Here is a 21,077-nt window from a genome sequence, read left to right on the forward strand (position 1 = left end):
TCCACCGCTGCGTCGGGCTCAGAGCAGATCGGGCGGTGTCGGCACCGCGAGGTCGTCCAGTAGCGGCCGTCGCAGTCCACGCTTGATCAAGGTCTGCGTGTGCCCGGCCAGCGGGGCCCGCTGCAACGCGACCTCGACGGCCCGGTTGAGCAGTTCCTCGACGGCCACGGCCTCGTCGACGATGCCGGCGGTGACGGCGTCATCGGAGCCGTAGCGGCGGGCCGTCAGCATCGCCTCGGTGGCCGTACGCTCGGGCAACCGCGCGCGCAGCAGCGCGGCCATCCCCCGGGTGAACGGCATGTTGAGGGCCGCTTCGGGCAGCGACCAGTAGCCACGTTCGGTGCGCATGATCAGGTGGTCGGCGCACAGGGCGAGCATCGCGCCCGCACCGAAGGCGTGTCCGTTGATCGCGGCCACCGTGGGCACCGGCAACGTCAGCACCTTGGTGTAAAGCGCGTGTACCGAATCCAGATAGGCGGGCAACTCCGCGGCGTGCGCGGCGATGTGGTCGGTGTCCAGACCGTTGGTGAAGAACTTTCCGGTCGCGGTGATGACCAGGGCCTTGGCGCCACCGGCGGCGGCGTCGTCGAGCAACGCGCTCGTCTTCTCGATCCACGCGGGGGCAAACCGGTTCTCTGGATTCGTCTCATCGAGTTCGACCCCCGGAGCACCGAGGAACAGTTCGGCGACGTCGGCGGCGGTGGGCTCCGCGCTCAGGAAAGGCATGAGCAGACCTTATCGCCTGCACACCCGCGCCCTCCGGGCACCGGGCAGGCGCGGATCGGAGGTCATAGGGTGAGACATATGGATCCCACCATTGACCCCGATGCCGCCGCGATCGCGGCGGCCGCCACCATCGCCACCGAAACCGATTGTGCCGCGCACGATGTCGCACTGGTCCTGGGATCCGGGTGGGCGCCGGCCGCCGATGCCTTCGGCACACCGAGCGCGACGCTGCCGATGTCGTCGGTGCCCGGTTTCACCACACCCAAGGCCGCCGGGCACGGCGGGACGATCCGGTCGGTGCACATCGGCGACCGCCGGGTCCTGCTGATGCTCGGACGCATCCACGCCTATGAGGGCCATGACCTCGCGCGCGTGGTCCATCCGGTACGCACTGCGGCAGCGGCGGGTGTGCACACCATCGTGCTCACCAACGCAGCGGGCGGGCTGCGCGATGGCATGTGCGTCGGCCAACCGGTCCTGATCGCCGATCATCTGAACCTCACTGGCCGCTCGCCGCTCGTCGGTGCACAGTTCGTCGATCTGGTCGATGCCTACTCGCCGAGGTTGCGCGAGGTGGCGCGCGAGGTCGACCCCTCGCTCGCCGACGGCGTCTATGCGGGGCTGCCCGGCCCGCACTATGAGACTCCGGCGGAGATCCGCATGCTGCGCACCCTCGGCGCCGACCTCGTCGGAATGTCCACGGTGCACGAGACGATCGCCGCACGCGCCGCCGGACTCGAAGTGCTCGGGGTGTCGCTGGTGACGAACCTGGCGGCCGGCATCACCGGTGAGCCGCTCGACCACGCCGAGGTCCTCGCAGTGGGCCGCACGTCGGCCACGCACATGGGTGAGCTGCTGGCGACAGTCGTCGCCAGGCTCTGACCTCCACCACTCGCCGACCTTCGGGTAGCCCTGATATTCGACAAGCCCGGACATCCGCGCGGTCTCGAATGTCGGGGTTGTCACTGCGGTACCGTTCGCACCAATCATCACCGCGCGTCCCAGAGAGGTTCCCATGAGCTATCCGCCGGGAGATCCAGGTGGCTATCCCTCTGGCGAGGGGTATCCGTCGGGTGGTGGGTACCCCACGCCGCCTCCGCAGGGATACGAGCAGGGCTATCGGCCGCCGCGGTCACCGTGGTCATCGCCGCTGGTGATCGCCGCCATCGTGGTCGGTGTACTCGTGGTGATCGGCGCGGGGGCCGGCGCGTACTGGCTGACCCGGGGTTCGGCCCCCGCCGATCCGGCCGCGGCTGATTCGGCCCAGGCGTCGCCGACGGTTGCGAGCGCCTCGACGCAGACCGTCACCAGCACGGTCACCGGGCCCGGGGGCGCCTCGGGACCGGCCGGCGTACCGACCACGACCACACAGCAGCCGGTGCGACCCCGCCCCACCGTCTCGGGCGCCGACTGGCAGGGCTTCCTGTCCGGTCCGCGGTGCAACGCCGCCGACGATCCGGCGATCGTCATCGGCCGCACCAGCCGATCACAGGTGGTGATCTGCCAGGTCGGCAACCAGACCGGGCGTTGGTATTACAAGGGTCTCGCCGACGGCAATCCCATCGAGATCGGCTATCCGCAGATGGTGGGCACCACTTATCTGGCGCGCAACGGCGCGGTCACCTACGCCGTCTCGCCGTCGGCGTTGGTCATCTCCGAGAACGGCGCGACGCTGGCCACCGAGCCGATGGTGGAGTACTGGTCGTCGAACTGACGCCCCCGCATCCCGGGTTCGTCGGTCGAGGTCTACAACTGAACGAATGTCCGCCGTTCTCGACGCCTCCCACATCGATGTCATCCGGAGTTCCCGGGCCCTGCTGCACGGTGTCGACCTCGTCGTGCAGACCGGTGAACACTGGGCGCTGCTCAGCCCCAACGGCGCAGGCAAGTCGACGTTGATGGCGATCCTCGGGGCCCGCTCGCACCCGACCACCGGGGTCGTGCACGTGCTCGGCACACGCCTGGGTCGCGTCGACATGCGCGCATTACGCACTCACATAGGACATGTCGATCCGCGCTGGCGCATCGACGTGCCGATCTCGGCGCACGATGTGGTCCTGACCGGGCTGACCAACACCCCCGAACTGGATCGGCGCCATAACTATACCGACGACGAACATGCCCGCGCCGACGAATTGTTGGACATGCTGGGGATGAGTGGGCGCCGGGATTCATTGTGGCAGTTCATGAGTCAGGGCGAACGTGGTCGCACGCTGATCGCGCGGGCGCTGATGCCGCGTCCGGCGTTGCTGCTGCTCGACGAGCCGGCCACCGGCCTCGATCTCGCAGCTCGCGAGAAACTGCTCTCGGCGATCGATCGGCTGCGCGGCGACGTCGCCGATCTCGCCAGCGTGCTGGTCACCCATCACCTCGAGGACCTGCCCGCGAGCACCACGCACGCAATGCTGCTGCGGGAGGGCAAGGTCGTTGCCGCGGGCACCGTGGAGGCGACGCTGACGTCGGCGACGATCAGCACCTGTTTCGATCACCCGGTCACGGTGCGCCGCCACCAGGGCCGGTGGTCGGCGGTGGCCACCTGAGTCCCGTGCGGGGCGGGCTCAGCGCGGACCGAACTGGCGGTCGCCGGCGTCACCGAGGCCGGGCACGATGTAGGACGCCTCGTTGAGACCGTCGTCGACGGCCCCCACCACCAGGCGCACCGGATGGCCCGACTTCTCCAGCGCCGCAATGCCTTCGGGTGCGGATACCACACACAACACGGTGATGTCGGTGGCGTTGCGCGCAACCAGGAGTTCGATGGTGTGCAACATCGAACCGCCGGTCGCCAACATCGGGTCGAGCACGAAGACCGGCTGCCCGGCGAGATCGTCGGGCAGCGATTCGAGGTAGGGCACCGGAGTGGCCGTCGCCTCGTCGCGGGCCACCCCGACGAATCCGACGAGCGCCTCGGGCACCATCGCATGCGCCTGCTCAACCATACCCAAGCCTGCCCGCAGCACCGGAACCAGCAACGGCGGCTTGGCAAGTCGCGAGCCGGTGCACGTGGCGATGGGTGTCTGGATGGTCACCTGCGTGCTCGGCGCATCCGCCAGCGCCTCATACACGAGCATCTGCGTCAGGTCCGACAGCGCAGCCCGGAAGGCCGGGTTGTCGGTGCCCTTGTCGCGCATCGTCGCCAGTCGGGCTGCGGCCAATGGATGATCGACGACCTGTACGGGCAACGTTCGACCGGCCTGGGCGCTCGTGGACCCGGGTCGTTCGGACTCGGGTCGTTCGGGAACAGGGTGCTCGGGCTGGGGGTGAACAGGCATGGGGAAACCATAGTGGGCGGGGCTTGGTGAGGCCTGGTGACCGACCTCCTCGGGCCTCGCCGCACGGGCCGCCACGTCGATGGAACCAGAACGCCCGCCGTTGCGTCCAAATCTGCATGATCGAACAACTCTCCGTATCCCCCACGGCGCTGTCTGCCCATGCCGTCGGCGAGGCGGCTACCTCGGCCCGGATCGGCGCACACGCGATCGCCACCGACCTCACACCCCTCGCACTGACCTTCGGGCTGATCGGCGCGGACTTCCTCACCACCCTGGGCCGAGTCCTCGACAGCAGGCGCGCCCGACTGACCGCCGTCGCCGACCGCCACCTGGCCCTATCCGGCGACAGTGCCGCTGCGGGGGCCGCCTACACCGGTGTCGACGACATGTCGGCCACCGCGTTGTCGATCGCCGGCGGGCCCGGCGTGGAGGCGGACTCCTGATGGCATCCGCCGACCTGTTGATCGCTCCACTGCGAATCCTGTTGACGGCGTTGGGAACCGGTGTGCTGCCGGGTAATGATCCGGTCAGCGCCATCGCAGCCCTCGCGCCGGATCTGGCATCGGCCCGCGACGACGCGCTCGCCGCCGCCACCAGACTCGGCACCCAATGGCAGGGACGCGGCGCCGAGGCCGCCCAGGCCGCGTCCCGGGTGACCGCCGGACACACCAGCGCGATCACCGGAGACGACGCGCAGGTCGTGACGCTGACGCAGTCCGCGGCCCTGCGGGTGCACGACGCCGCCGGTCAGCTCGAGTCGCTGGTGGACTCGTTCGACCAGGCTGCCCGCGCACTCGGTGCCGATCTGTTCACCCCCACCGGACTCGCGGTACTGCTGCCCCTGGCGATCGACCACGTCGGGCGCGGCGTGGCAGTCGTCGAACGGACCCGGGCGGAACTCGCCGCCGACACCGCCGCGCTGGCCGTGCTCGCCCGCCACGAAGCGCCCGCCCCGGTTGCCGGTCCCGCTGGACGACCCGCCGAGGGCGAGGTCACCGACGGTGGGGTCGCAATCACACTGCCCGACGGGTCAATCGCCTACGCCCCGAACGTGCGCGCAGCCGCGGCGGTACGCGCGGCATTGAGCCAGCAGGGCGTGCCGTATGTGTGGGGCGGCACCGACCCCAGGGGTTTCGACTGCAGCGGCCTGACTCAATGGGCCTATCGGCAGGCCGGTCTGGAGTTGCCGCGACTGGCCCAGGAGCAGGACTCCGCCGGATTCGCGGTGGCCCAAGCCGATCTGATGCCCGGCGACCTCGCGGTCTGGGACGGTCATGTCGCGATCTATGTGGGCAACAATCAACTCGTGGAGGCCGGGGACCCCGTCCAGATCGCACCCCTGCGGACGACGAATGCCGGCCAGGGCTTTCAGGGCTTCTTCAGGCCGCGATGAGTGTCGATGCAGAAGTTCACCTGCCCGTCGTGGGGGCGGTATGGCGCTCACAGGCGCGATCGCTACGCTGTGACGTCATGGCCGGAGACATTGTCCCCATCGAGCTCGGACTGACCGACGGAAACAGCTTCACCCTGTGGGCACCCCGCTGGCGGGAGGGCGACGACGAGTGGGAGGCATTCCTCGGACTCGACGAGGACCTCTACGTCTTCGCCAGCGTTTCCGCGCTCGTCGCCTTCATCCGCACCGACGACGACAACGATCTCGTCGAGCACCCGGCCTGGGAAACCGTCAAGGGCCTGCAGGCCGATGAGCTGGTCCCCGACGACCGCCATTCCTACGACTTGGTGGGCGTCCCCGAGCTGGCCGCCGAGGACCCGACGCCGGAGGTGATCGCCGAACTCGAGGACGCACTGGAGATCGTGCGCATCCTCGGCGAGGTCTGCGAACTGACCGTCATCACCAAGTTCTTCAACGGCAACCCGATCCTCGGTGCGGTGACCACGGGCACGCGCAACTTCGCCGGACGCGACGGCACCGACCTGTGGGTGCGCATCGGTCGACTGATCGCCAAGCACTGGGACAACGTGCTCGACGCGATCGACGAGGTCATCAGCACACCCGAGGTCGACAAGGCAGCGGCGTCCACCGCCGAGGCCGAACTCGAGGCTGCCGCCTCCGCCGAGGACGAGGACGAGCCCGACGAGGACCTCGACCTCGTCGGCGACCCCGATATCGAGTCGCCCGAGGATTCCGAGTCCGATATCGCCGAAGACGACGAGGACGACGAGGACCTCGATGACGACGATTTCTGGGCCTCGGTGGGTATCGACCCGATTCGTATCGTGACCGGCACCGGCGAGTTCCTCTCGTTGCGGTGCTACCTCGGTGACGATCCGGTGTTCCTCGGTGACGACGGCAAGATCTTCGTTTTCACCTCTCCGCGCGCGCTGTCGAAGTTCCTCGCCGAGGACAGCTCTCATGACCTCTCGGCTGTGTCGACGTTCGACGACGTCCGCGTCGCGGCGACCGACGGTTCCCTGGAATTCGACGTCATCGACGTCAACGTCTACGTGCTGCCCGGCCTTGTCGAGGACATCACCGACGGTCCCCGGCGCATCGATCGCAATCAACTGGAACTGGCGGTCGAATTGTTCACCGACGCAGCCGATTACGCCGGCGACGACTCGGTGGCCCAGGCGCTGGGCTCGACGACCCCGCTGGGCTGGTTCGTCGACTACGCCACCAACCCCGACCCCAAGCGGATGGCGCCGAGCCCCCCGTTCGACAACGAGGCCGAGGCGTGGCGAGCCCTTGAGCACGAGTTCGAGGATCGGCTCGTCAAGAAGCGGTGACGGCGCGGGTGACCGCTGCTCGTCATCTCCGCTCGGGTCTCAGCCCTGCATCAGTACCGCGTAGCCGGGCTTGATGACGTCATCGATGAACGCCAGCCGCTCATCGAAGTGGACAAACGCCGACTTCATCGCGTTGACCGTGAATCGCTCGAAATCGGCCCAGCCGTAACCGAATTGGTCGGCAAGTTTCGCGAACTCCTTGCTCATGGTGGTGTCGCTCATGAGCCGGTTGTCGGTGTTGACGGTGACGCGGAAACGTAGCCGGGCCAGAACGTTGAACGGATGCTGTGCCAGCGAGGCCACCGCCCCGGTCTGCACGTTCGAACTAGGGCACAGCTCGAGCGGAATCCGCTTGTCGCGCACGATACTCGCGATCAAGCCGAGTTCGGCACCGGGAAACGAATCATCGTCGGGTTGCGCGCCGGGCGACAGGCTGATGTCGTCGATCACCCGCACCCCGTGCCCGAGCCGGTCGGTGCCACAGAAGCCGATCGCCTCGTGGATCGACGGCAGCCCGAACGCCTCGCCCGCATGGATGGTGAACGGTGCGCAGTTGGCCCGCATGTATTCGAAGGCGTCGAGATGGCGACTCGGCGGATGACCGGCCTCGGCACCGGCGATGTCGAACCCCACCACCCCACGATCGCGATACCGCACAGCCAGTTCCGCGATCTCCCGGGAACGCGCGGCGTGGCGCATCGCGGTGACCAGACACCGCACCGCGATCGGGCGGCCGGACTCCATGGCGGTCCGCTCGCCCTGCGCGAACCCGCGCAACACCGCCTCGACGACCTCGTCGAGCCCCAGCCCACGCTCGAGATGCTGCTCAGGTGCGTAACGGACCTCGGCGTAGACGACGCCGTCGGCGGCGAGGTCCTCCACACATTCGGCCGCGACCCGCTCAAGTGCATCGACGGTCTGCATGACGCCCACGGTGTGGGCGAAGGTCTCCAAATAGCGCTCCAGTGAACCACTGTCGGCCGCGTCACGGAACCACACTGCGAGGTCGGCGGCCGACTCCGCAGGCAGCTCGTCATAGCCGGTCTCCCGGGCCAACTCCACCACGGTCGACGGCCGCAGGCCGCCGTCGAGGTGATCGTGCAACAGAACCTTCGGTGCGAGGGTCAGGGCAGCGGGATCGAGCGGGGAACGCGGCGGGATCGACGTCATGAGTCGAACCTAACGTGTTCGATCACCAGCGGCCGGGCGACAGCAGCGGCCTCGGGTGCGGCACCGGAACCGTCGGCGTTCGGCTCGGCGGCAATGTCGACGGCCCCCGCCAACGTTGCCCGCGCGGGACCGAACCGTTCGGGAGTCGCGGTGTGCAGCGTGAACAGGGCCGCACCCGCCTCAACGAACTCACCGGGAAGCACGTGCCACTGCACCCCCGCCTCGGACTGCACGGCCTCACCGGGTACCGACCGCCCGGCGCCCAGTCGCCAAGCGGCGTCGCCGACCGCTCGCGCGTCCAGCCGTCGCACACGACCGGATGTCTCGGCGACGACGACGTCTGTGTGCCGGGCCCGGGGCAGCGGTGCATCCGGATCACCGCCCTGCGCGGCGATCATCGCGCGCCAGGAGTCCATGGCGCGGCCGTTGCGCAGGTGCTCGGCGGGGTCGACGTCGGAGATCCCGGCTGCCCCAAGCATCTCCCGCGCCAGGGCCACCGTCAGTTCGACGACGTCGGCGGGCCCGCCGCCGGCGAGCACCTCGAGTGATTCGGCGACCTCGACGGCGTTGCCCGCACAGCGTCCGAGCGGGGTGTCCATATCGGTCAGCAGCGCCGAGGTCGCCACCCCGGCGCGGTGTCCGAGTTCGACCATGATGGTCGCGAGTTCGCGGGCGGAATCGAGTTCGGGGAGAAACGCACCCGAGCCGACCTTGACGTCGAGCACCAGCGCGCCGGTACCCTCGGCGATCTTCTTGCTCATGATCGAGCTGGCGATCAACGGGATCGATGCGACGGTGCCGGTGATGTCCCGCAACGCGTAGAGCAGGCGATCGGCGGGTGCCAGGTCGGGACTCGCCGCGCACACCACCGCGCCCACCGCTTCGAGCTGGATAAGCATCTGGTCCATCGACAGGTCCGCACGCCACCCTGAAATGGACTCGAGCTTGTCCAGCGTGCCGCCGGTGTGGCCGAGGCCTCGGCCCGACAGTTGGGGCACCGCAACACCATACGAGGCGACCAGGGGCGCGAGCGGCAGGGTGATCTTGTCCCCGACTCCGCCGGTGGAGTGCTTGTCGACGGTGCGCAGCGGCCGACCGTCGCGGCGCAGATCCCCGAAGTCCGCGCGCCGCCCGCTGTCGATCATCGCCTGCGTCCAGGTGGAGATCTCACGACGGTCCATGCCGCGCAGCACGATCGCCATCAGCAACGCCGACATCTGCTCCGGCGCGACCGATCCCCGCGTATAGCCGTCGACAACCCAGCGGATCTGCGCGTCGCTCAGCGAGCCGCCGTCGCGTTTGGTGGCGATCACCGAGATCACGTCGATGATCTCGGGACTCATCGCGGCTGTCCATCGCCGTCGAGGGTTGCCTGGCCGCCGAGGGTTGCCTGGCCGCCGAGGGTTGCCCGGCCGTCGAGGGTTCCGGCGGCGAGGTCGTCGGGCCCGAATGCGTACGGCAACAACTCGGCGAGCCGCAGGGGCCCGTCTGCATGATCGACGAGCAGATCCGGCCCACCGAACTCCCAGAGCACCTGTCGGCACCGTCCACACGGCATGAGCACCACCCCACGCGGATCGCACACGCTCACCGCACGCAGTCGTGATCGGCCCGAGCCGATCAGTGCCGACACCAACGAGACCTCGGCGCAGACACCGAGTCCGTATGAGACATTTTCCACATTGCCACCGGCCACCAGATCACCCTCGGCGGTGAACCCGGCCGCACCGACGGGGAACCGAGAGTAGGGCGCATAGGCGCGGTCAATCATCTCATTCGCCTTGTGGCGCAACATCTTCCAGTCAATTTCAGCAGACAGGGCAAACTCCCGGTGAGCAGTGCGGCGCCGAATGACACCCATCGGCACGCCGTCGTAGTAGTGGTAAGGCAAACCTAAGTCGGAATCTCTTGTCGCCCAAATCTGTTCGGGCAGTTTTCGACCGCCCTCAGCATAGGTTTAGAGTCTGTTGCATGGGTCCGTGGTGGAGCCTGAAGATGCAGGCTCCCGCCAGAGTCCATCGACGATGTTGGAGGCCAATTTCGCAATGAGCACCCCGACCGACACCGCACCCGACCCGGTGCGCAAGCGATCTCTGTACCGAGGCGACCCCGGGATGTGGTCGTGGGTGCTTCACCGGATCACTGGTGTCACCATCTTCTTCTTCCTGTTCGTCCACGTGCTGGATACCGCGGTCATCCGGATCGATCCGAACAAGTACTCCGAGATCATCGAGACCTACAAGACGCCGATCATCGGCCTCATGGAGATCGGTCTCGTCGCCTGCGTGCTCTACCACGCTCTCAACGGCGTGCGCATCATCCTGGTCGACTTCTGGTCGAAGGGCGCCAAGTACCAGCGGCAGATGCTGTGGACGATCCTCACGGTGTTCGTGATCGTCTTCGCCGCCGCCGCCGTGCGGCTCCTGCAGATTCTCATCGAGCACTCGTTCTAGGAGAGATCACCGATGACCGCATCCTCCCCACACCTGGCCAAGACGCTCGGAACCGACTACGACCGGCCGGCCAGTCTCGACAATCCGCGCGCCCCGCGTGCCCGTAAGGGCGGCAACTTCGAGAAGTACGCGTGGCTGTTCATGCGCTTCTCCGGTCTGGCGCTGATCATTCTGACCATCGGGCACATGTTCATCATGTTGGCCTGGGACAACGGTGTGCATCGCATCGACGCCCCCTTTGTGGCGGCGCGATGGAAGGAGCCGTTCTGGCAGATCTGGGACCTGACGATGCTGTGGCTGGCCCAGTTGCACGGTGGTAACGGTGTGCGCACCGTCATCGCCGACTATTCGCGCAAGGACTCCACCCGGTTCTGGCTCAACGTGCTGCTCGGGATCTCGATGATCCTCGTGCTGGTACTCGGTACCTACGCGCTTCTGACCTTTGACGTCACCAGCGTCAACTGACGCCACGGACTCTCGTCTCTGACGCCCCGCCCTCGTCGACTCCAGGAGATTCGAAACACATGCAGGAACACCGCTACGACGTCCTGATCGTCGGCGCCGGCGGCGCCGGGATGCGCGCGGCGATCGAGGCCGCCCCCCGCGCCCGCACCGCAGTACTGACCAAGCTCTACCCCACCCGCAGCCACACCGGCGCGGCTCAGGGCGGGATGTGTGCCGCCCTGGCCAACGTCGAGGAAGACAACTGGGAGTGGCACACCTTTGACACCGTCAAGGGTGGCGACTACATCGTCGACCAGGACGCCGCTGAGATCATGGCCAAGGAGGCCATCGACGCGGTGCTCGATCTGGAGAAGATGGGTCTGCCGTTCAACCGCACCCCCGAGGGCCGCATCGATCAGCGGCGTTTCGGTGGTCACACCCGCGATCACGGGAAGGCACCGGTCCGGCGTGCGTGTTACGCCGCCGACCGCACCGGCCACATGATCCTGCAGACCCTGTACCAGAACTGCGTCAAGCACGACGTCGAGTTCTTCAATGAGTACTACGCGCTCGATCTCTGCCTCACCGAGAACGAGGCCGGCGAGCCCGTCGCCACCGGCATCGTCGCCTATGAGCTCGCCACCGGTGAACTCCACGTCTTCCACGCCAAGTCGATCATCTTCGCCACCGGCGGTTCGGGTCGTATGTACAAGACCACCTCCAACGCCCACACCCTCACCGGTGACGGCATGGGCATCGTGTTCCGCAAGGGACTTCCGTTGGAGGACATGGAGTTCCATCAGTTCCATCCAACCGGTCTGGCCGGTCTGGGCATCCTCATCTCCGAGGCGGTCCGTGGCGAGGGCGGCATCCTGCGCAACGTGGACGGTGAACGCTTCATGGAGCGCTACGCCCCCACCATCAAGGACCTCGCGCCCCGCGACATCGTCGCGCGCTCGATGGTTCTCGAGGTCCTCGAGGGCCGGGGCGCCGGCCCGAACAAGGACTACGTCTACATCGACGTGACCCACCTCGGCGAAGACGTCCTCAACGAGAAGCTTCCCGACATCACCGAGTTCGCCCGCACCTACCTCGGCGTCGACCCGGTGACCGAATGGGTGCCGGTGTTCCCGACCTGCCACTATGTGATGGGTGGCATCCCGACCACCATCGAGGGTCAGGTCCTGCGCAACGCGACCGATGTGGTCCATGGCCTCTACGCCGCCGGCGAGTGCGCGTGCGTGTCGGTGCATGGCGCCAACCGCCTGGGCACCAACTCGCTGCTCGACATCAACGTCTTCGGTCGCCGGGCCGGGATCGCCGCCGCGGAATACGCCAACTCCGCCGAGTTCACCGAGCTGCCGGAGAACCCGACCGCGATGGTCGACGCGTGGCTCGAGACGATCCTGTCCGAGCATGGACACGAGCGGGTCGCCGACATCCGGACCGAGTTGCAGGCCTCGATGGACGCCAATGCGTCGGTGTTCCGCACCGAGGAGACCCTCAAGCAGGCGCTCACCGACATCCATGCGCTCAAGGAGCGCTACGCCCACATCCGTGTGCACGACAAGGGCAAGCGGTTCAACTCCGATCTGCTCGAGGCCATCGAACTCGGCTTCCTGTTGGAGATGGCCGAGGTCACCGTCGTCGGCGCACTGAACCGCAAGGAGTCGCGCGGCGGCCACGCCCGCGAGGACTATCCCAACCGCGACGACGTCAACTACATGCGCCACACGATGGCCTACAAGAAGGGTGACGATCTGCTCAGCGACATCGAGCTGGATTGGAAGCCCGTCATCCAGACCCGCTACGAGCCGATGGAGCGTAAGTACTGATGACAGTGACCATGGAGAATCCGGCTCCCTCGTCCGACGACCCGCCATTGCCCGCGGTTCCGGACGAGGCGACGATGGTGACGCTCAAGATCTACCGATTCAACCCGGAGAACCCGGACGCGCAGGGTTTCGAGAGTTTCCGCGTCCCGGCACTGCCGACCGACCGCCTGCTGAACCTGTTGCTCTACGTCAAGGGCTACCTCGACGGCACGCTCACCTTCCGGCGCAGTTGTGCCCACGGGGTGTGCGGGTCGGACGCCATGCGCATCAACGGCGTGAACCGGCTCGCCTGCAAGCTGCTGATGAAGGATCTGCTCCCGAAAGACAAGAACAAGGAGATCACCATCACCATCGAGCCCATCAAGGGGCTTCCGGTGGAGAAAGATCTCGTGGTCAACATGGAGCCGTTCTTCGACGCCTACCGGGCGATCAAGCCGTTCCTGATCACCAGTGGCAACGAGCCGACCCGCGAGCGCATCCAGTCCGCGGCAGACCGCGCCCGTTTCGACGACACCACCAAGTGCATCCTGTGCGCGTGCTGCACCACCAGCTGCCCGGTGTTCTGGAACGAAGGCAGCTATTACGGACCGGCAGCCATCGTCAACGCACACCGCTTCATCTTCGACAGTCGTGACGAGGGCGCCGTCGAGCGTCTCGACATCCTCAACGACGTCGACGGCGTGTGGCGCTGCCGCACCACCTTCAACTGCACCGACGCCTGCCCGCGTGGCATCCAGGTCACCCAGGCGATCCAGGAGGTCAAGCGCGCACTCATGTTCTCGCGCTGACCCTTTCGCAGCTGACCGTTTCGCAGCGGGACACCAGCCACCTCTCTGCAGCCCCGATTCAGGCCCGCACCGATTTCGGTGCGGGCCTGAATCGTCGGACGGGGCCGGTGTGCCGGCACAGTCGACGAGCCGGTACGCCGGTACAGTGTCGACGGCGACGCAACCTCGATCGCGAGCGTCGGCGGCCTGTGCGAGTGTGGTCTCGGCGATGCCGATCTGGGCGCCGCTTGACGAGAACCATAGGCCCCCCCGGAACCGATCGGGCACCCGCTGCGTCCAATCGGTCATGACTCACCTGAACACCCGCCCACATCCCTTCGTCCTGCTCGTCCTCGCCGCCGTATCGACCGGGCTCCTCACCGCGGGTCTCACCCCGCCGCCGGTGGCGGCATCGACCGATCTCACGAATCCGTCTGCGCCCCAATCTCCTTCGCTACTCCAGACCATCACGATCGCCTCCGACGAGGAGGTGAACGAGCAGTTGCTCTGGTACAACGCAAACGGCCGCCCCCGACATCAGTTCGAGGTGCGGCTCACCGAGCACAACGCACAGGACGGCCGATGGACCGGGTCGCTGGCCCTGACCCCCACCGACGACCGGCGGGACACCCACCGTGTCGTGTTCATCTCCGGCGGCGAAGTCGCACACTGCACCGTCACCTCGGGCACGCGCACGGTGGCGACCGGCGACGCCGAAGGGCCCGCGGCGATGGCGGTATGCCAGTGGTGAAAACACGGACAGACACCGAGTTGAAGACGGATTCCACAACAATTGTGGACTGTTGTCACTAATTCCGTCATCGCGCTGCACACTGATGACGGAAACCCTACTCTGTCTCCAGCACACTGACATGAGTGGGAGCAGGACATTGACCGAAAGCGTTCACGCCGAGATTCAGGGCGACAAGGGTTTACGAGCCGGTTCCATCGGCCTCGTCGGCAATGTGATCATCGGGCTGTCGGCGGTCGCGCCGGCCTACAGCCTGGCGGCCACATTGGGGTACGTGGTGGCTGCGGTCCACAGCAAGGCGCCGGCGATGTTCGTCCTCGCCTTCATCCCGATGCTGCTGGTGGCGTTCGCCTACCGCGAGCTATCGAAGGACACCCCGGACTGCGGAACCACCTTCACCTGGGGAACCAAGGCGTTCGGCCCGTGGGTCGGCTGGATCGGCGGGTGGGGGCTGGCCGTATCGGCCATCATCGTGCTGGCCAACGTCGCCGAGATCGCCGCGGTATATCTCCTCAAGTTCCTCGGCCTGGAGAGCCTGGCCGACACCTTGTGGGTCAAGGTGCTGCTCGGTTGTGTCTTCATCGCTGGGATGACCTGGGTGAGTATTCGGGGCATCGTCATCAGCGAGCGATTGCTCTCGGCCCTGATGTTCATCCAGTTCGGCGTCCTGATCCTCGCGAGCGTCATCGCGCTGGTCAAGGTCGGTACGGGGCATGCCGGCCCGCAGGCGATCTCACCGGAGTGGAGCTGGCTGTGGCCGAGCGGACTGAGCCAGTCCGAGATCGCGGCAGCGGTGATCCTATGTATCTTCATCTACTGGGGTTGGGATGCCTGCCTGGCCGTCGGTGAGGAGACCAAGGATCCGGAGAAGACGCCCGGCCGGGCCGCGGTGATCACCTGCCTGATCCTTGTTGCCACCTATGTACTCGTGGCCTATGCCGTCCAGGCTTTCGCCGGTTTCGGCGACACCGGCATCGGACTCAACAACCCCGAGAACACCGACGACGTGCTGACCATTCTCGGCAAACCGGTGGCCGGCGGGATCCTCGCCGCCGCCCTGCTTCTGACGGTCAGCGTCTCGGCCATCTCCTCGACCCAGTCGACGATTCTGCCGACCGCCCGGGGCAGCCTGTCCATGGCGGTGTACAAGGCGATCCCGGATCGCTTCGCGAAGATCCACCCCCGCTACATGACGCCCGCGTTCGGCACCGCGGTGATGGGTGTTTCGGCGTTGGCCTTCTACCTCGTCCTGTCAATAGCGAGCCAGAACACGCTGGCCGACTCGATCGCCTCGCTCGGTCTGGCGGTGGCCTTCTACTACGGGATCACCGCGTATTCATCGTTCTGGTACTTCCGACGGACGCTGTTCTCCTCCGCCCGCAACTTCTTCATGCGTGGTCTGTTCCCACTCCTCGGTGGCCTCGCAATGACATGGGCGTTCTTCAAGAGCGCCATCGACATGTTCAACCCGGACTACGGCGCCACCTCGGTCGGTCCGGTCGGCGGCGTGTTCATCCTCGGCGTCGGCATGCTGGTCCTCGGCATCCCGCTCATGTTGGCCTGCTTCGCCCACCGCCGAGAGTTCTTCCAGGGCAAGACACTGACCGCCACGACCGAAGTAAAGGTTCCCGATGTCTACTGATTCCCCGGCACGCCCGAGACTAACCGTCGGCTATCTCGCCACACCGTCGGGCGACGACGGTATCGCACTCGCGGTCGCGATCGCCCGGAAGACCGGTGCGGCCATCGATCTCGTGTGCGTGGTGCACCCCGTCCCCTACGACGGGCATCCCGGCGTCGAGCAGTATCAGGCTCGACTGGAAAACCAGGCCTCTGCGTGGCTGGCCGCCGGCGCCGCACGTATTCCCGACGACATCGAGACACGCACAGTGGTGGTGGTCGACGAGTCGTTCACCGACGGCCTCATCGGTCTGGCCCAGCAGGCCGACGCCGAGATGATCGTGGTCGGCGGTACCGGGGACGGGCTGATCAGCCGGCATACGCTGGGTACGGTCAGCACCGAATTGCTGCACTCGGCACCGCTGCCGGTGGCGCTGGCCCCGCGCGGGTACGCCGACCGGACCGAGGTCGCCCTCGACATGATCACCGTTGCGGTGCCGGTCAAGCCCACCACCAGTAATCCCCTGCCGTTCTCGCTGACATTCGCTGAACAAGCGCACCTGGATCTGCGTCTGGTCTCCCTGGTATCGCTGGAGTCGCCTTTCGACGACGATGTCTCGCGCAGCGCGCGCGCACGCCGCGTCGAGGTGGTCCGGGATCTGCTGGAGAAGACGCGAGCCACCGTCAACTCCGACCTCGACATCGAGGTGCTCGTCGCCGACGGACCCACGCTCGACGAGGCCCTCGACAATCTGCGGTGGGATGACAACGATCTCGTGGCGGTCGGCTCGGGTCACCTCGGCGCCGAGAACCGGGTGTTCCTGGGCAGTACCGCGGCCCGCATCCTGCGCTGGACGACGGCACCGGTGCTCGTGGTCCCGCGCTCGGGTGACCCCGCATCCCCACCGTCATGACCCGTCCGACGATTCTCGAACTGCGCCATGCTGAATGCGAATCGTCGGGCACCTACGGCACAGGACTGGCCGGCCTCGCCGACGTCCGTACCATTCGCACTTGGCGAGAGAATCTGCCGACCGATCCCCGGGACTTCGCCGGCATCCTCGTGATGGGCGGGCCGATGGGCGCCAACGACGGCGCCACCCTGCCGTGGATCGACACCGAGATCGCATTCCTCACCGCGGCGGTGGCCGCCGACGTCCCGATCTGGGGTGTCTGCCTCGGATCACAGCTACTTGCCCGCGCGCTGGGAGCGCGCGTGTTCACCGGCCCGGCCGGCGAGATCGGCGTCGCTGAGGTGACGCTCACCGATGACGCTCGCACCGACGCGGTGTTCTCGGCGGTCACCGAATCGACGTTCCCGGCGATGCACTGGCATTACGACACGTTCACACTCCCCGATCGGGCGACCCGACTGGCCGGCTCGCAACGATACGAGAATCAGCTGTTCTGCCACGGACGGAATTACGGGGTGCAATTCCACCTCGAGGTCGACACCGATCTGCTGCGCGCATGGCTCGACGTCGAGCACTACCGCGGTGAACTCGTCTCCGCCCTCGGCCCCGGTGCACCGAGGTCCGTCGCCGCGGATGTCGCTGCCGCAGAAACGATTACCGCGCCACTCGCAGCAACGCTCATCCGCCGCTGGTTCGACGCCGTCGTCATCGGATAACCCTCACGCGCGTCAGTCACCTCATCGATCCGCGCAAGGTACAGGCGCACAGCCTCGTCGATCAGTTGGCGGCCACCGACTCCTCAACGGCGCTGAAGGCGAACAGCCGCAATGCCAGCGGCTCGTGGCGTGGAACCGCACGGATTCCTCACGCACCGCCTGCGCGGCCGAGCTGCCGATCCGATCGGCCAGCACCGCGTGCATCCGCTCGTCGTGGACGTGAGCCACCCGAACCGCGAGTACCGCGTACGCCTACGCTTACGCCTTTCGGTCACCGACATAGCCGTCGAGGGGTCAGTGCGATGCCGACACGCTCGGCCACACCCACGACAGCCGAGACACCCAGGACCCAGACACCAGAGCCCTGCGTCAAGGCGATCGGCGACGTCCGAGCAGAGCTCCGGATGCCCCTGCGGAACGAAGAGGACCATCATCGGCCAGGTCGTGCACGGCGGAGCGCCGAGCGCACGCGCCGATGTCTGCATCATGGCGGCGGCATGGGCCGGTCGCAAGATTCCGGACACGCTGGCGGGGCGTGACGACCTCGATGTCGGTCAACTTCCTGCGACCCCCACAGACCGAGGCTCTCGGCATCGTTGCCCGCCCTCGCACAACGGACACCGGGTGTGTGCCACTGCACCCGTCGACCTGCTCGGCGTCACCAGCGGCTCGTGGCGCGATCGATCGGCAACCACCAGATCGGTTGATCGCGTCCACGTATCAGCTGTCGAAGCCGAGCCCGACCTTGTCCATCACGGTCAGCCATGCGCCTCGTTTGCCCTCGCGACGCTCGCTGCGGGCGAGTTGGTGGCGGGTCAGCGTGATCCCGGCCCACCGCAGCGGTTCCGGCGGAAACGGAATCGGCTTGGAGCGCACCATCTTCAGAGCGGTACGCTCGGTCGACAAGCCGTCGATGAGATCGAGTGAGGTCGCCGCGGCGAAGTGCGAGGCCCCGACGCCGAGCCCGGTGAAGCCGACCGTGGTGACCACCCGACCACCGTGTGATCGGTCCCAGAAAGCACAGAACCGTGAGCAGGTGTCGACCACACCACCCCAGGTGTGACTGGCGCGGACACCCTCGAGCTGCGGGAACATCTGCAACAGGTGTTCGGCCAGCAGCGCGAACTCGGCGGGCTCGTATTCATGACGCCGCGAGTCGTCGGAACCGAAGTGGTAGAGCGCATCCCAACCGCCGAAAAGAATCCGATCGTCGGCGGTCAAGCGGAAGTAATGAAAGCGTGGACCGCAATCGGCCAGGCCCTCTCGTCCGGCCCAACCCAGCGCTGCCCGACGCTCGGCGTCGAGGGGCTCGGTCATCAGGGCGTAATCCCACACCGGAACCGTGTAGGGCCGAAGTCGGCGCACGAGAGACGGACTCGCCGAGGTCGCGAGGACCACGCGGTCGGCGACGACGTCACCGAATCCGGTTCGCGCCCTCATGCGGTCATTCTCGCGACTGAGCCCGGACACCTCTGTGTGTTCGTATATGCGTACCCCTAGCCGCTCGGCGGCCGCAGCCAGCCCCCACGCGAGTTTCGCGGGGTCGAGCATGATCACCTCGGGGTCGAAGAGCGCGGCCTTGACCATCGGCGAGTTCACCCGCGCACGCGCCTGCGGCCCCGGCAGCAACGGCATCACCTTGCCGAGAAATGCTGCCGCCGAGGATGTCTGCCGAAGATCGTCGATCTGCCAGTCGGCGTTGGCGATGTCGAGTTCACCGGTGCGCTCGGCGTCGGCGTCGATGCCCAGACGCGCCAGTGCGGCCTCGATCTCGTCGAGCGTCTCACCCCCCAGACGCAGCAGGGTGTCCATCTCGTCCTCGAAGCGGTCGATGCCGTTGCCGAGACCGTGAGTGATACTCGACGAGCAGAATCCGCCGTTGCGGCCGGAGGCGTGTTCGGCGATGCGGTCACGTTCGACCAGTACGATTCGCCTGCTCGGGTCCCGTTCGGCGGCTGTCACCGCGGTCCACAGCCCGGTGAAGCCACCGCCGACGACCAGCAGGTCGGCGTCGATCTCCTCCGCCAGCCGTGCACGCGGGGCGGGGCGGTCGGGCCGGTCCAGCCAATACGACGTCGGCGCGGCCTGTGCCACCATCTCGACGGCGCGGCGTCCGGGTGCGCTTGCCCACGTCATCGCGATCCCCGACCCGGATCAGCGAACACCGTTCGATGCCAATCCTTTTGCACGACACCGGTATTGTCACTCATGACGTGTTTGACGGTGAGATACTCCTCGAGCGAGTACATGGACATGTCCTTGCCGAAGCCCGAGGCGCCGACGCCACCGTGCGGCATCTCGCTGAGGATCGGAATGTGGTCGTTGATCCACACACACCCGGCGTGGATCTCCCGGGAGGCACGGCCGGCGCGGTAGACGTCACGGGTCCACGCCGAGGCCGCGAGCCCGTAGATGGTGTCGTTGGCGCGGCGCATGGCATCGTCGTCGTCGGTGAACGCCGAAACGGTCAGCACCGGGCCGAACACCTCGTCGCGATAGATCTCCGACGATTCGGCGACGTCGGCGATCAGCGTCGGTGGATAGAACGCGCCCGGACCGTCGGGCACCTGCCCGCCGAGGACAACCCGGGCGCCCTGCGCCGGGGCGCGCGCCACCATCTGCGCGACCTTGTCGCGGTGGGCGGTCGAAATCAGCGACCCCATGTCGGTGGCCGGATCCCGTGGATCACCCATCACCACCGATCGCATCACCTCGGCAACCCCGGCGACGAAGTCGTCGTAGAGGTCGGCGGCCACGATCGCCCGGGTGGCCGCCGTGCAGTCCTGACCGGCGTTGATGAGAGATCCGGCGACGGCACCGGCGATGGCCGCATCGAGGTCGGCGTCGTCGAAGACGACAAACGGAGCCTTGCCGCCGAGTTCGAGTTGCACGCGGGTGCCGTGGGTGGCGGCCTGACCCATCACCGTCCGGCCGACCGCGGTCGAGCCCGTGAAGGTGACCGTGTCCACACCGGGATGACCGGCGATCGCGGCACCGACGTCCGCGCCGGTGCCGACCACGACGTTGAACACACCATCGGGCAGACCCGCCTCGGTGGCCAGCCGCGCCAGGGTCAGCGTGGTCAGCGGTGTCAGTTCGGACGGTTTGAGCACTACGGCACACCCGGCAGCCAACGCGGGCAACACCTTCCAGACCGCCATCTGCAGCGGGTAGTTCCACGGGGTGATCGACCCGACGACGCCCACCGGCTCGCGGCGGATCGAGCTGGTGTGATCGCCGGAGTACTCGCCGCTGGCCTTGCCCTCCAGGATGCGGGCGGCACCGGCGAAGAAGCGGACGTTGTCGATGCTGCCCGGCACATCGAACTCACGGGAGAGCCGGATCGCCTTGCCAGTGTGTGCGGTCTCCTGCTCGGCGAGCAGATCGGCTTGGGCATCGAGCGCGGCCGCGAGCGCCCCGAGCACCTGGGAACGCTGCGCGGGAGTTGCTGCACCCCAATCCCTTTGGGCAGCACGTGCTGCCGATACGGCGGCATCGACTTCGGCCGATCCGGCCAATGCCACCTCCGCAACAGGCTCACCGGTGGCAGGATCGACAACGGTATGGTCCGGCCCGGCACCGCCGATCGGCGCGCCGGCGATCCATCCGGACGGAATACTGGTGGTCGCCACACCGGTGATCCTACCGTCCACAGTACGGA

21 protein-coding genes are annotated in these 21,077 nt (G+C 67.1%); 14 read left to right on the forward strand and 7 right to left on the reverse strand.

Annotation, left to right across the window (positions count from 1 at the left end):
* Positions 1 to 18: 18 nt before the first annotated feature.
* Positions 19 to 726: an enoyl-CoA hydratase/isomerase family protein gene (locus tag EF294_RS04755; RefSeq protein WP_123926136.1), complete on the reverse strand. Its 708-nt coding sequence runs from the start codon at positions 724 to 726 to the stop codon at positions 19 to 21.
* Between the two features lie 78 nt (positions 727 to 804).
* On the opposite strand from EF294_RS04755, the gene EF294_RS04760 reads away from it, so the two are divergent.
* The 3 genes from EF294_RS04760 (at position 805) to EF294_RS04770 (ending at position 3,266) form a co-directional block, all read left to right on the forward strand.
* A complete protein-coding gene (locus EF294_RS04760; RefSeq protein WP_123926138.1) occupies positions 805 to 1,608 on the forward strand; it encodes a purine-nucleoside phosphorylase in 804 nt (267 codons plus the stop codon).
* Positions 1,609 to 1,741: 133 nt separating this feature from the next.
* Positions 1,742 to 2,440 carry a hypothetical protein gene (locus tag EF294_RS04765; protein WP_123926140.1) on the forward strand — a complete coding sequence of 233 codons (699 nt, stop codon included), beginning with the start codon at positions 1,742 to 1,744 and terminating at the stop codon, positions 2,438 to 2,440.
* 46 nt (positions 2,441 to 2,486) lie between these two features.
* On the forward strand, positions 2,487 to 3,266 hold the full coding sequence (locus tag EF294_RS04770) for an ABC transporter ATP-binding protein (protein ID WP_123926142.1): 780 nt from the start codon (positions 2,487 to 2,489) through the stop codon (positions 3,264 to 3,266).
* An 18-nt stretch (positions 3,267 to 3,284) separates the two neighbouring features.
* On the opposite strand, the gene upp is transcribed toward EF294_RS04770, so the two are convergent.
* Complete coding sequence (upp, locus tag EF294_RS04775) at positions 3,285 to 3,857, reverse strand: uracil phosphoribosyltransferase (RefSeq protein ID WP_425459400.1); 573 nt, start codon at positions 3,855 to 3,857, stop codon at positions 3,285 to 3,287.
* A 257-nt stretch (positions 3,858 to 4,114) separates the two neighbouring features.
* Between upp and EF294_RS04780 the strand changes: the two genes are divergently transcribed.
* The 3 genes from EF294_RS04780 to EF294_RS04790 all read left to right on the forward strand — a co-directional run bounded on the left by EF294_RS04780 (position 4,115) and on the right by EF294_RS04790 (position 6,746).
* On the forward strand, positions 4,115 to 4,441 hold the full coding sequence (locus tag EF294_RS04780; RefSeq protein ID WP_123926144.1) for a type VII secretion target: 327 nt from the start codon (positions 4,115 to 4,117) through the stop codon (positions 4,439 to 4,441).
* Positions 4,441 to 5,391, forward strand: a complete 951-nt coding sequence (locus EF294_RS04785) for a C40 family peptidase (protein ID WP_123926146.1) — start codon at positions 4,441 to 4,443, stop codon at positions 5,389 to 5,391. The genes EF294_RS04780 and EF294_RS04785 overlap by 1 nt, the downstream gene beginning before the upstream one ends.
* 77 nt (positions 5,392 to 5,468) lie before the next feature.
* Positions 5,469 to 6,746 (forward strand): primosomal protein, encoded by a 1,278-nt coding sequence (locus tag EF294_RS04790; protein ID WP_123926148.1) that lies wholly within the window; start codon positions 5,469 to 5,471, stop codon positions 6,744 to 6,746.
* Positions 6,747 to 6,785: 39 nt separating this feature from the next.
* Here EF294_RS04790 and EF294_RS04795 read toward each other — a convergent pair whose 3' ends face one another.
* From EF294_RS04795 to EF294_RS04805, 3 genes are read right to left on the reverse strand one after another with little or no spacing between them, the layout of a single operon-like run.
* On the reverse strand, positions 6,786 to 7,916 hold the full coding sequence (locus EF294_RS04795) for an adenosine deaminase (protein ID WP_123926150.1): 1,131 nt from the start codon (positions 7,914 to 7,916) through the stop codon (positions 6,786 to 6,788).
* Positions 7,913 to 9,259 (reverse strand): thymidine phosphorylase, encoded by a 1,347-nt coding sequence (locus EF294_RS04800; protein WP_123926152.1) that lies wholly within the window; start codon positions 9,257 to 9,259, stop codon positions 7,913 to 7,915. The genes EF294_RS04795 and EF294_RS04800 overlap by 4 nt, the downstream gene beginning before the upstream one ends.
* On the reverse strand, positions 9,256 to 9,735 hold the full coding sequence (locus tag EF294_RS04805; RefSeq protein ID WP_281275971.1) for a cytidine deaminase: 480 nt from the start codon (positions 9,733 to 9,735) through the stop codon (positions 9,256 to 9,258). Before EF294_RS04805 ends, EF294_RS04800 begins: the two co-directional genes overlap by 4 nt.
* Before the next feature lie 226 nt (positions 9,736 to 9,961).
* Between EF294_RS04805 and sdhC the strand changes: the two genes are divergently transcribed.
* The 8 genes from sdhC to EF294_RS04845 all read left to right on the forward strand — a co-directional run bounded on the left by sdhC (position 9,962) and on the right by EF294_RS04845 (position 17,416).
* Positions 9,962 to 10,369, forward strand: a complete 408-nt coding sequence (gene sdhC / locus EF294_RS04810) for a succinate dehydrogenase, cytochrome b556 subunit (protein WP_123926153.1) — start codon at positions 9,962 to 9,964, stop codon at positions 10,367 to 10,369.
* A gap of 12 nt (positions 10,370 to 10,381) precedes the next feature.
* Positions 10,382 to 10,834 (forward strand): succinate dehydrogenase hydrophobic membrane anchor subunit, encoded by a 453-nt coding sequence (locus tag EF294_RS04815; RefSeq protein ID WP_123926154.1) that lies wholly within the window; start codon positions 10,382 to 10,384, stop codon positions 10,832 to 10,834.
* A 59-nt stretch (positions 10,835 to 10,893) separates the two neighbouring features.
* Complete coding sequence (gene sdhA, locus EF294_RS04820) at positions 10,894 to 12,648, forward strand: succinate dehydrogenase flavoprotein subunit (protein WP_123926156.1); 1,755 nt, start codon at positions 10,894 to 10,896, stop codon at positions 12,646 to 12,648.
* A complete protein-coding gene (locus EF294_RS04825) occupies positions 12,648 to 13,436 on the forward strand; it encodes a succinate dehydrogenase iron-sulfur subunit (protein WP_123926158.1) in 789 nt (262 codons plus the stop codon). The genes sdhA and EF294_RS04825 overlap by 1 nt, the downstream gene beginning before the upstream one ends.
* A 286-nt stretch (positions 13,437 to 13,722) precedes the next feature.
* Entirely contained in the window at positions 13,723 to 14,166 is a 444-nt protein-coding gene (locus tag EF294_RS04830) for a hypothetical protein (RefSeq protein ID WP_123926160.1), read from the forward strand.
* A 121-nt stretch (positions 14,167 to 14,287) separates the two neighbouring features.
* Positions 14,288 to 15,808, forward strand: a complete 1,521-nt coding sequence (locus EF294_RS04835; protein WP_123926162.1) for an APC family permease — start codon at positions 14,288 to 14,290, stop codon at positions 15,806 to 15,808.
* Entirely contained in the window at positions 15,798 to 16,700 is a 903-nt protein-coding gene (locus EF294_RS04840) for a universal stress protein (RefSeq protein WP_123926164.1), read from the forward strand. The genes EF294_RS04835 and EF294_RS04840 overlap by 11 nt, the downstream gene beginning before the upstream one ends.
* Positions 16,697 to 17,416 carry a type 1 glutamine amidotransferase gene (locus EF294_RS04845; protein WP_123926166.1) on the forward strand — a complete coding sequence of 240 codons (720 nt, stop codon included), beginning with the start codon at positions 16,697 to 16,699 and terminating at the stop codon, positions 17,414 to 17,416. The genes EF294_RS04840 and EF294_RS04845 overlap by 4 nt, the downstream gene beginning before the upstream one ends.
* 720 nt (positions 17,417 to 18,136) lie before the next feature.
* Here EF294_RS04845 and EF294_RS04855 read toward each other — a convergent pair.
* Together EF294_RS04855 and EF294_RS04860 are read right to left on the reverse strand one after the other, a co-directional pair.
* The gene (locus tag EF294_RS04855) at positions 18,137 to 19,552 is read right to left on the reverse strand and encodes an NAD(P)/FAD-dependent oxidoreductase (RefSeq protein ID WP_123926168.1); all 1,416 of its coding nucleotides are present in this window, start codon (positions 19,550 to 19,552) and stop codon (positions 18,137 to 18,139) included.
* Complete coding sequence (locus EF294_RS04860) at positions 19,549 to 21,048, reverse strand: aminobutyraldehyde dehydrogenase (protein WP_123926170.1); 1,500 nt, start codon at positions 21,046 to 21,048, stop codon at positions 19,549 to 19,551. Before EF294_RS04860 ends, EF294_RS04855 begins: the two co-directional genes overlap by 4 nt.
* Between the last annotated feature and the right edge of the window lie 29 nt (positions 21,049 to 21,077).

The sequence above is a fragment of the Gordonia oryzae genome, assembly GCF_003797185.1.
Taxonomy (GTDB): Bacteria; Actinomycetota; Actinomycetes; order Mycobacteriales; family Mycobacteriaceae; genus Gordonia; species Gordonia oryzae.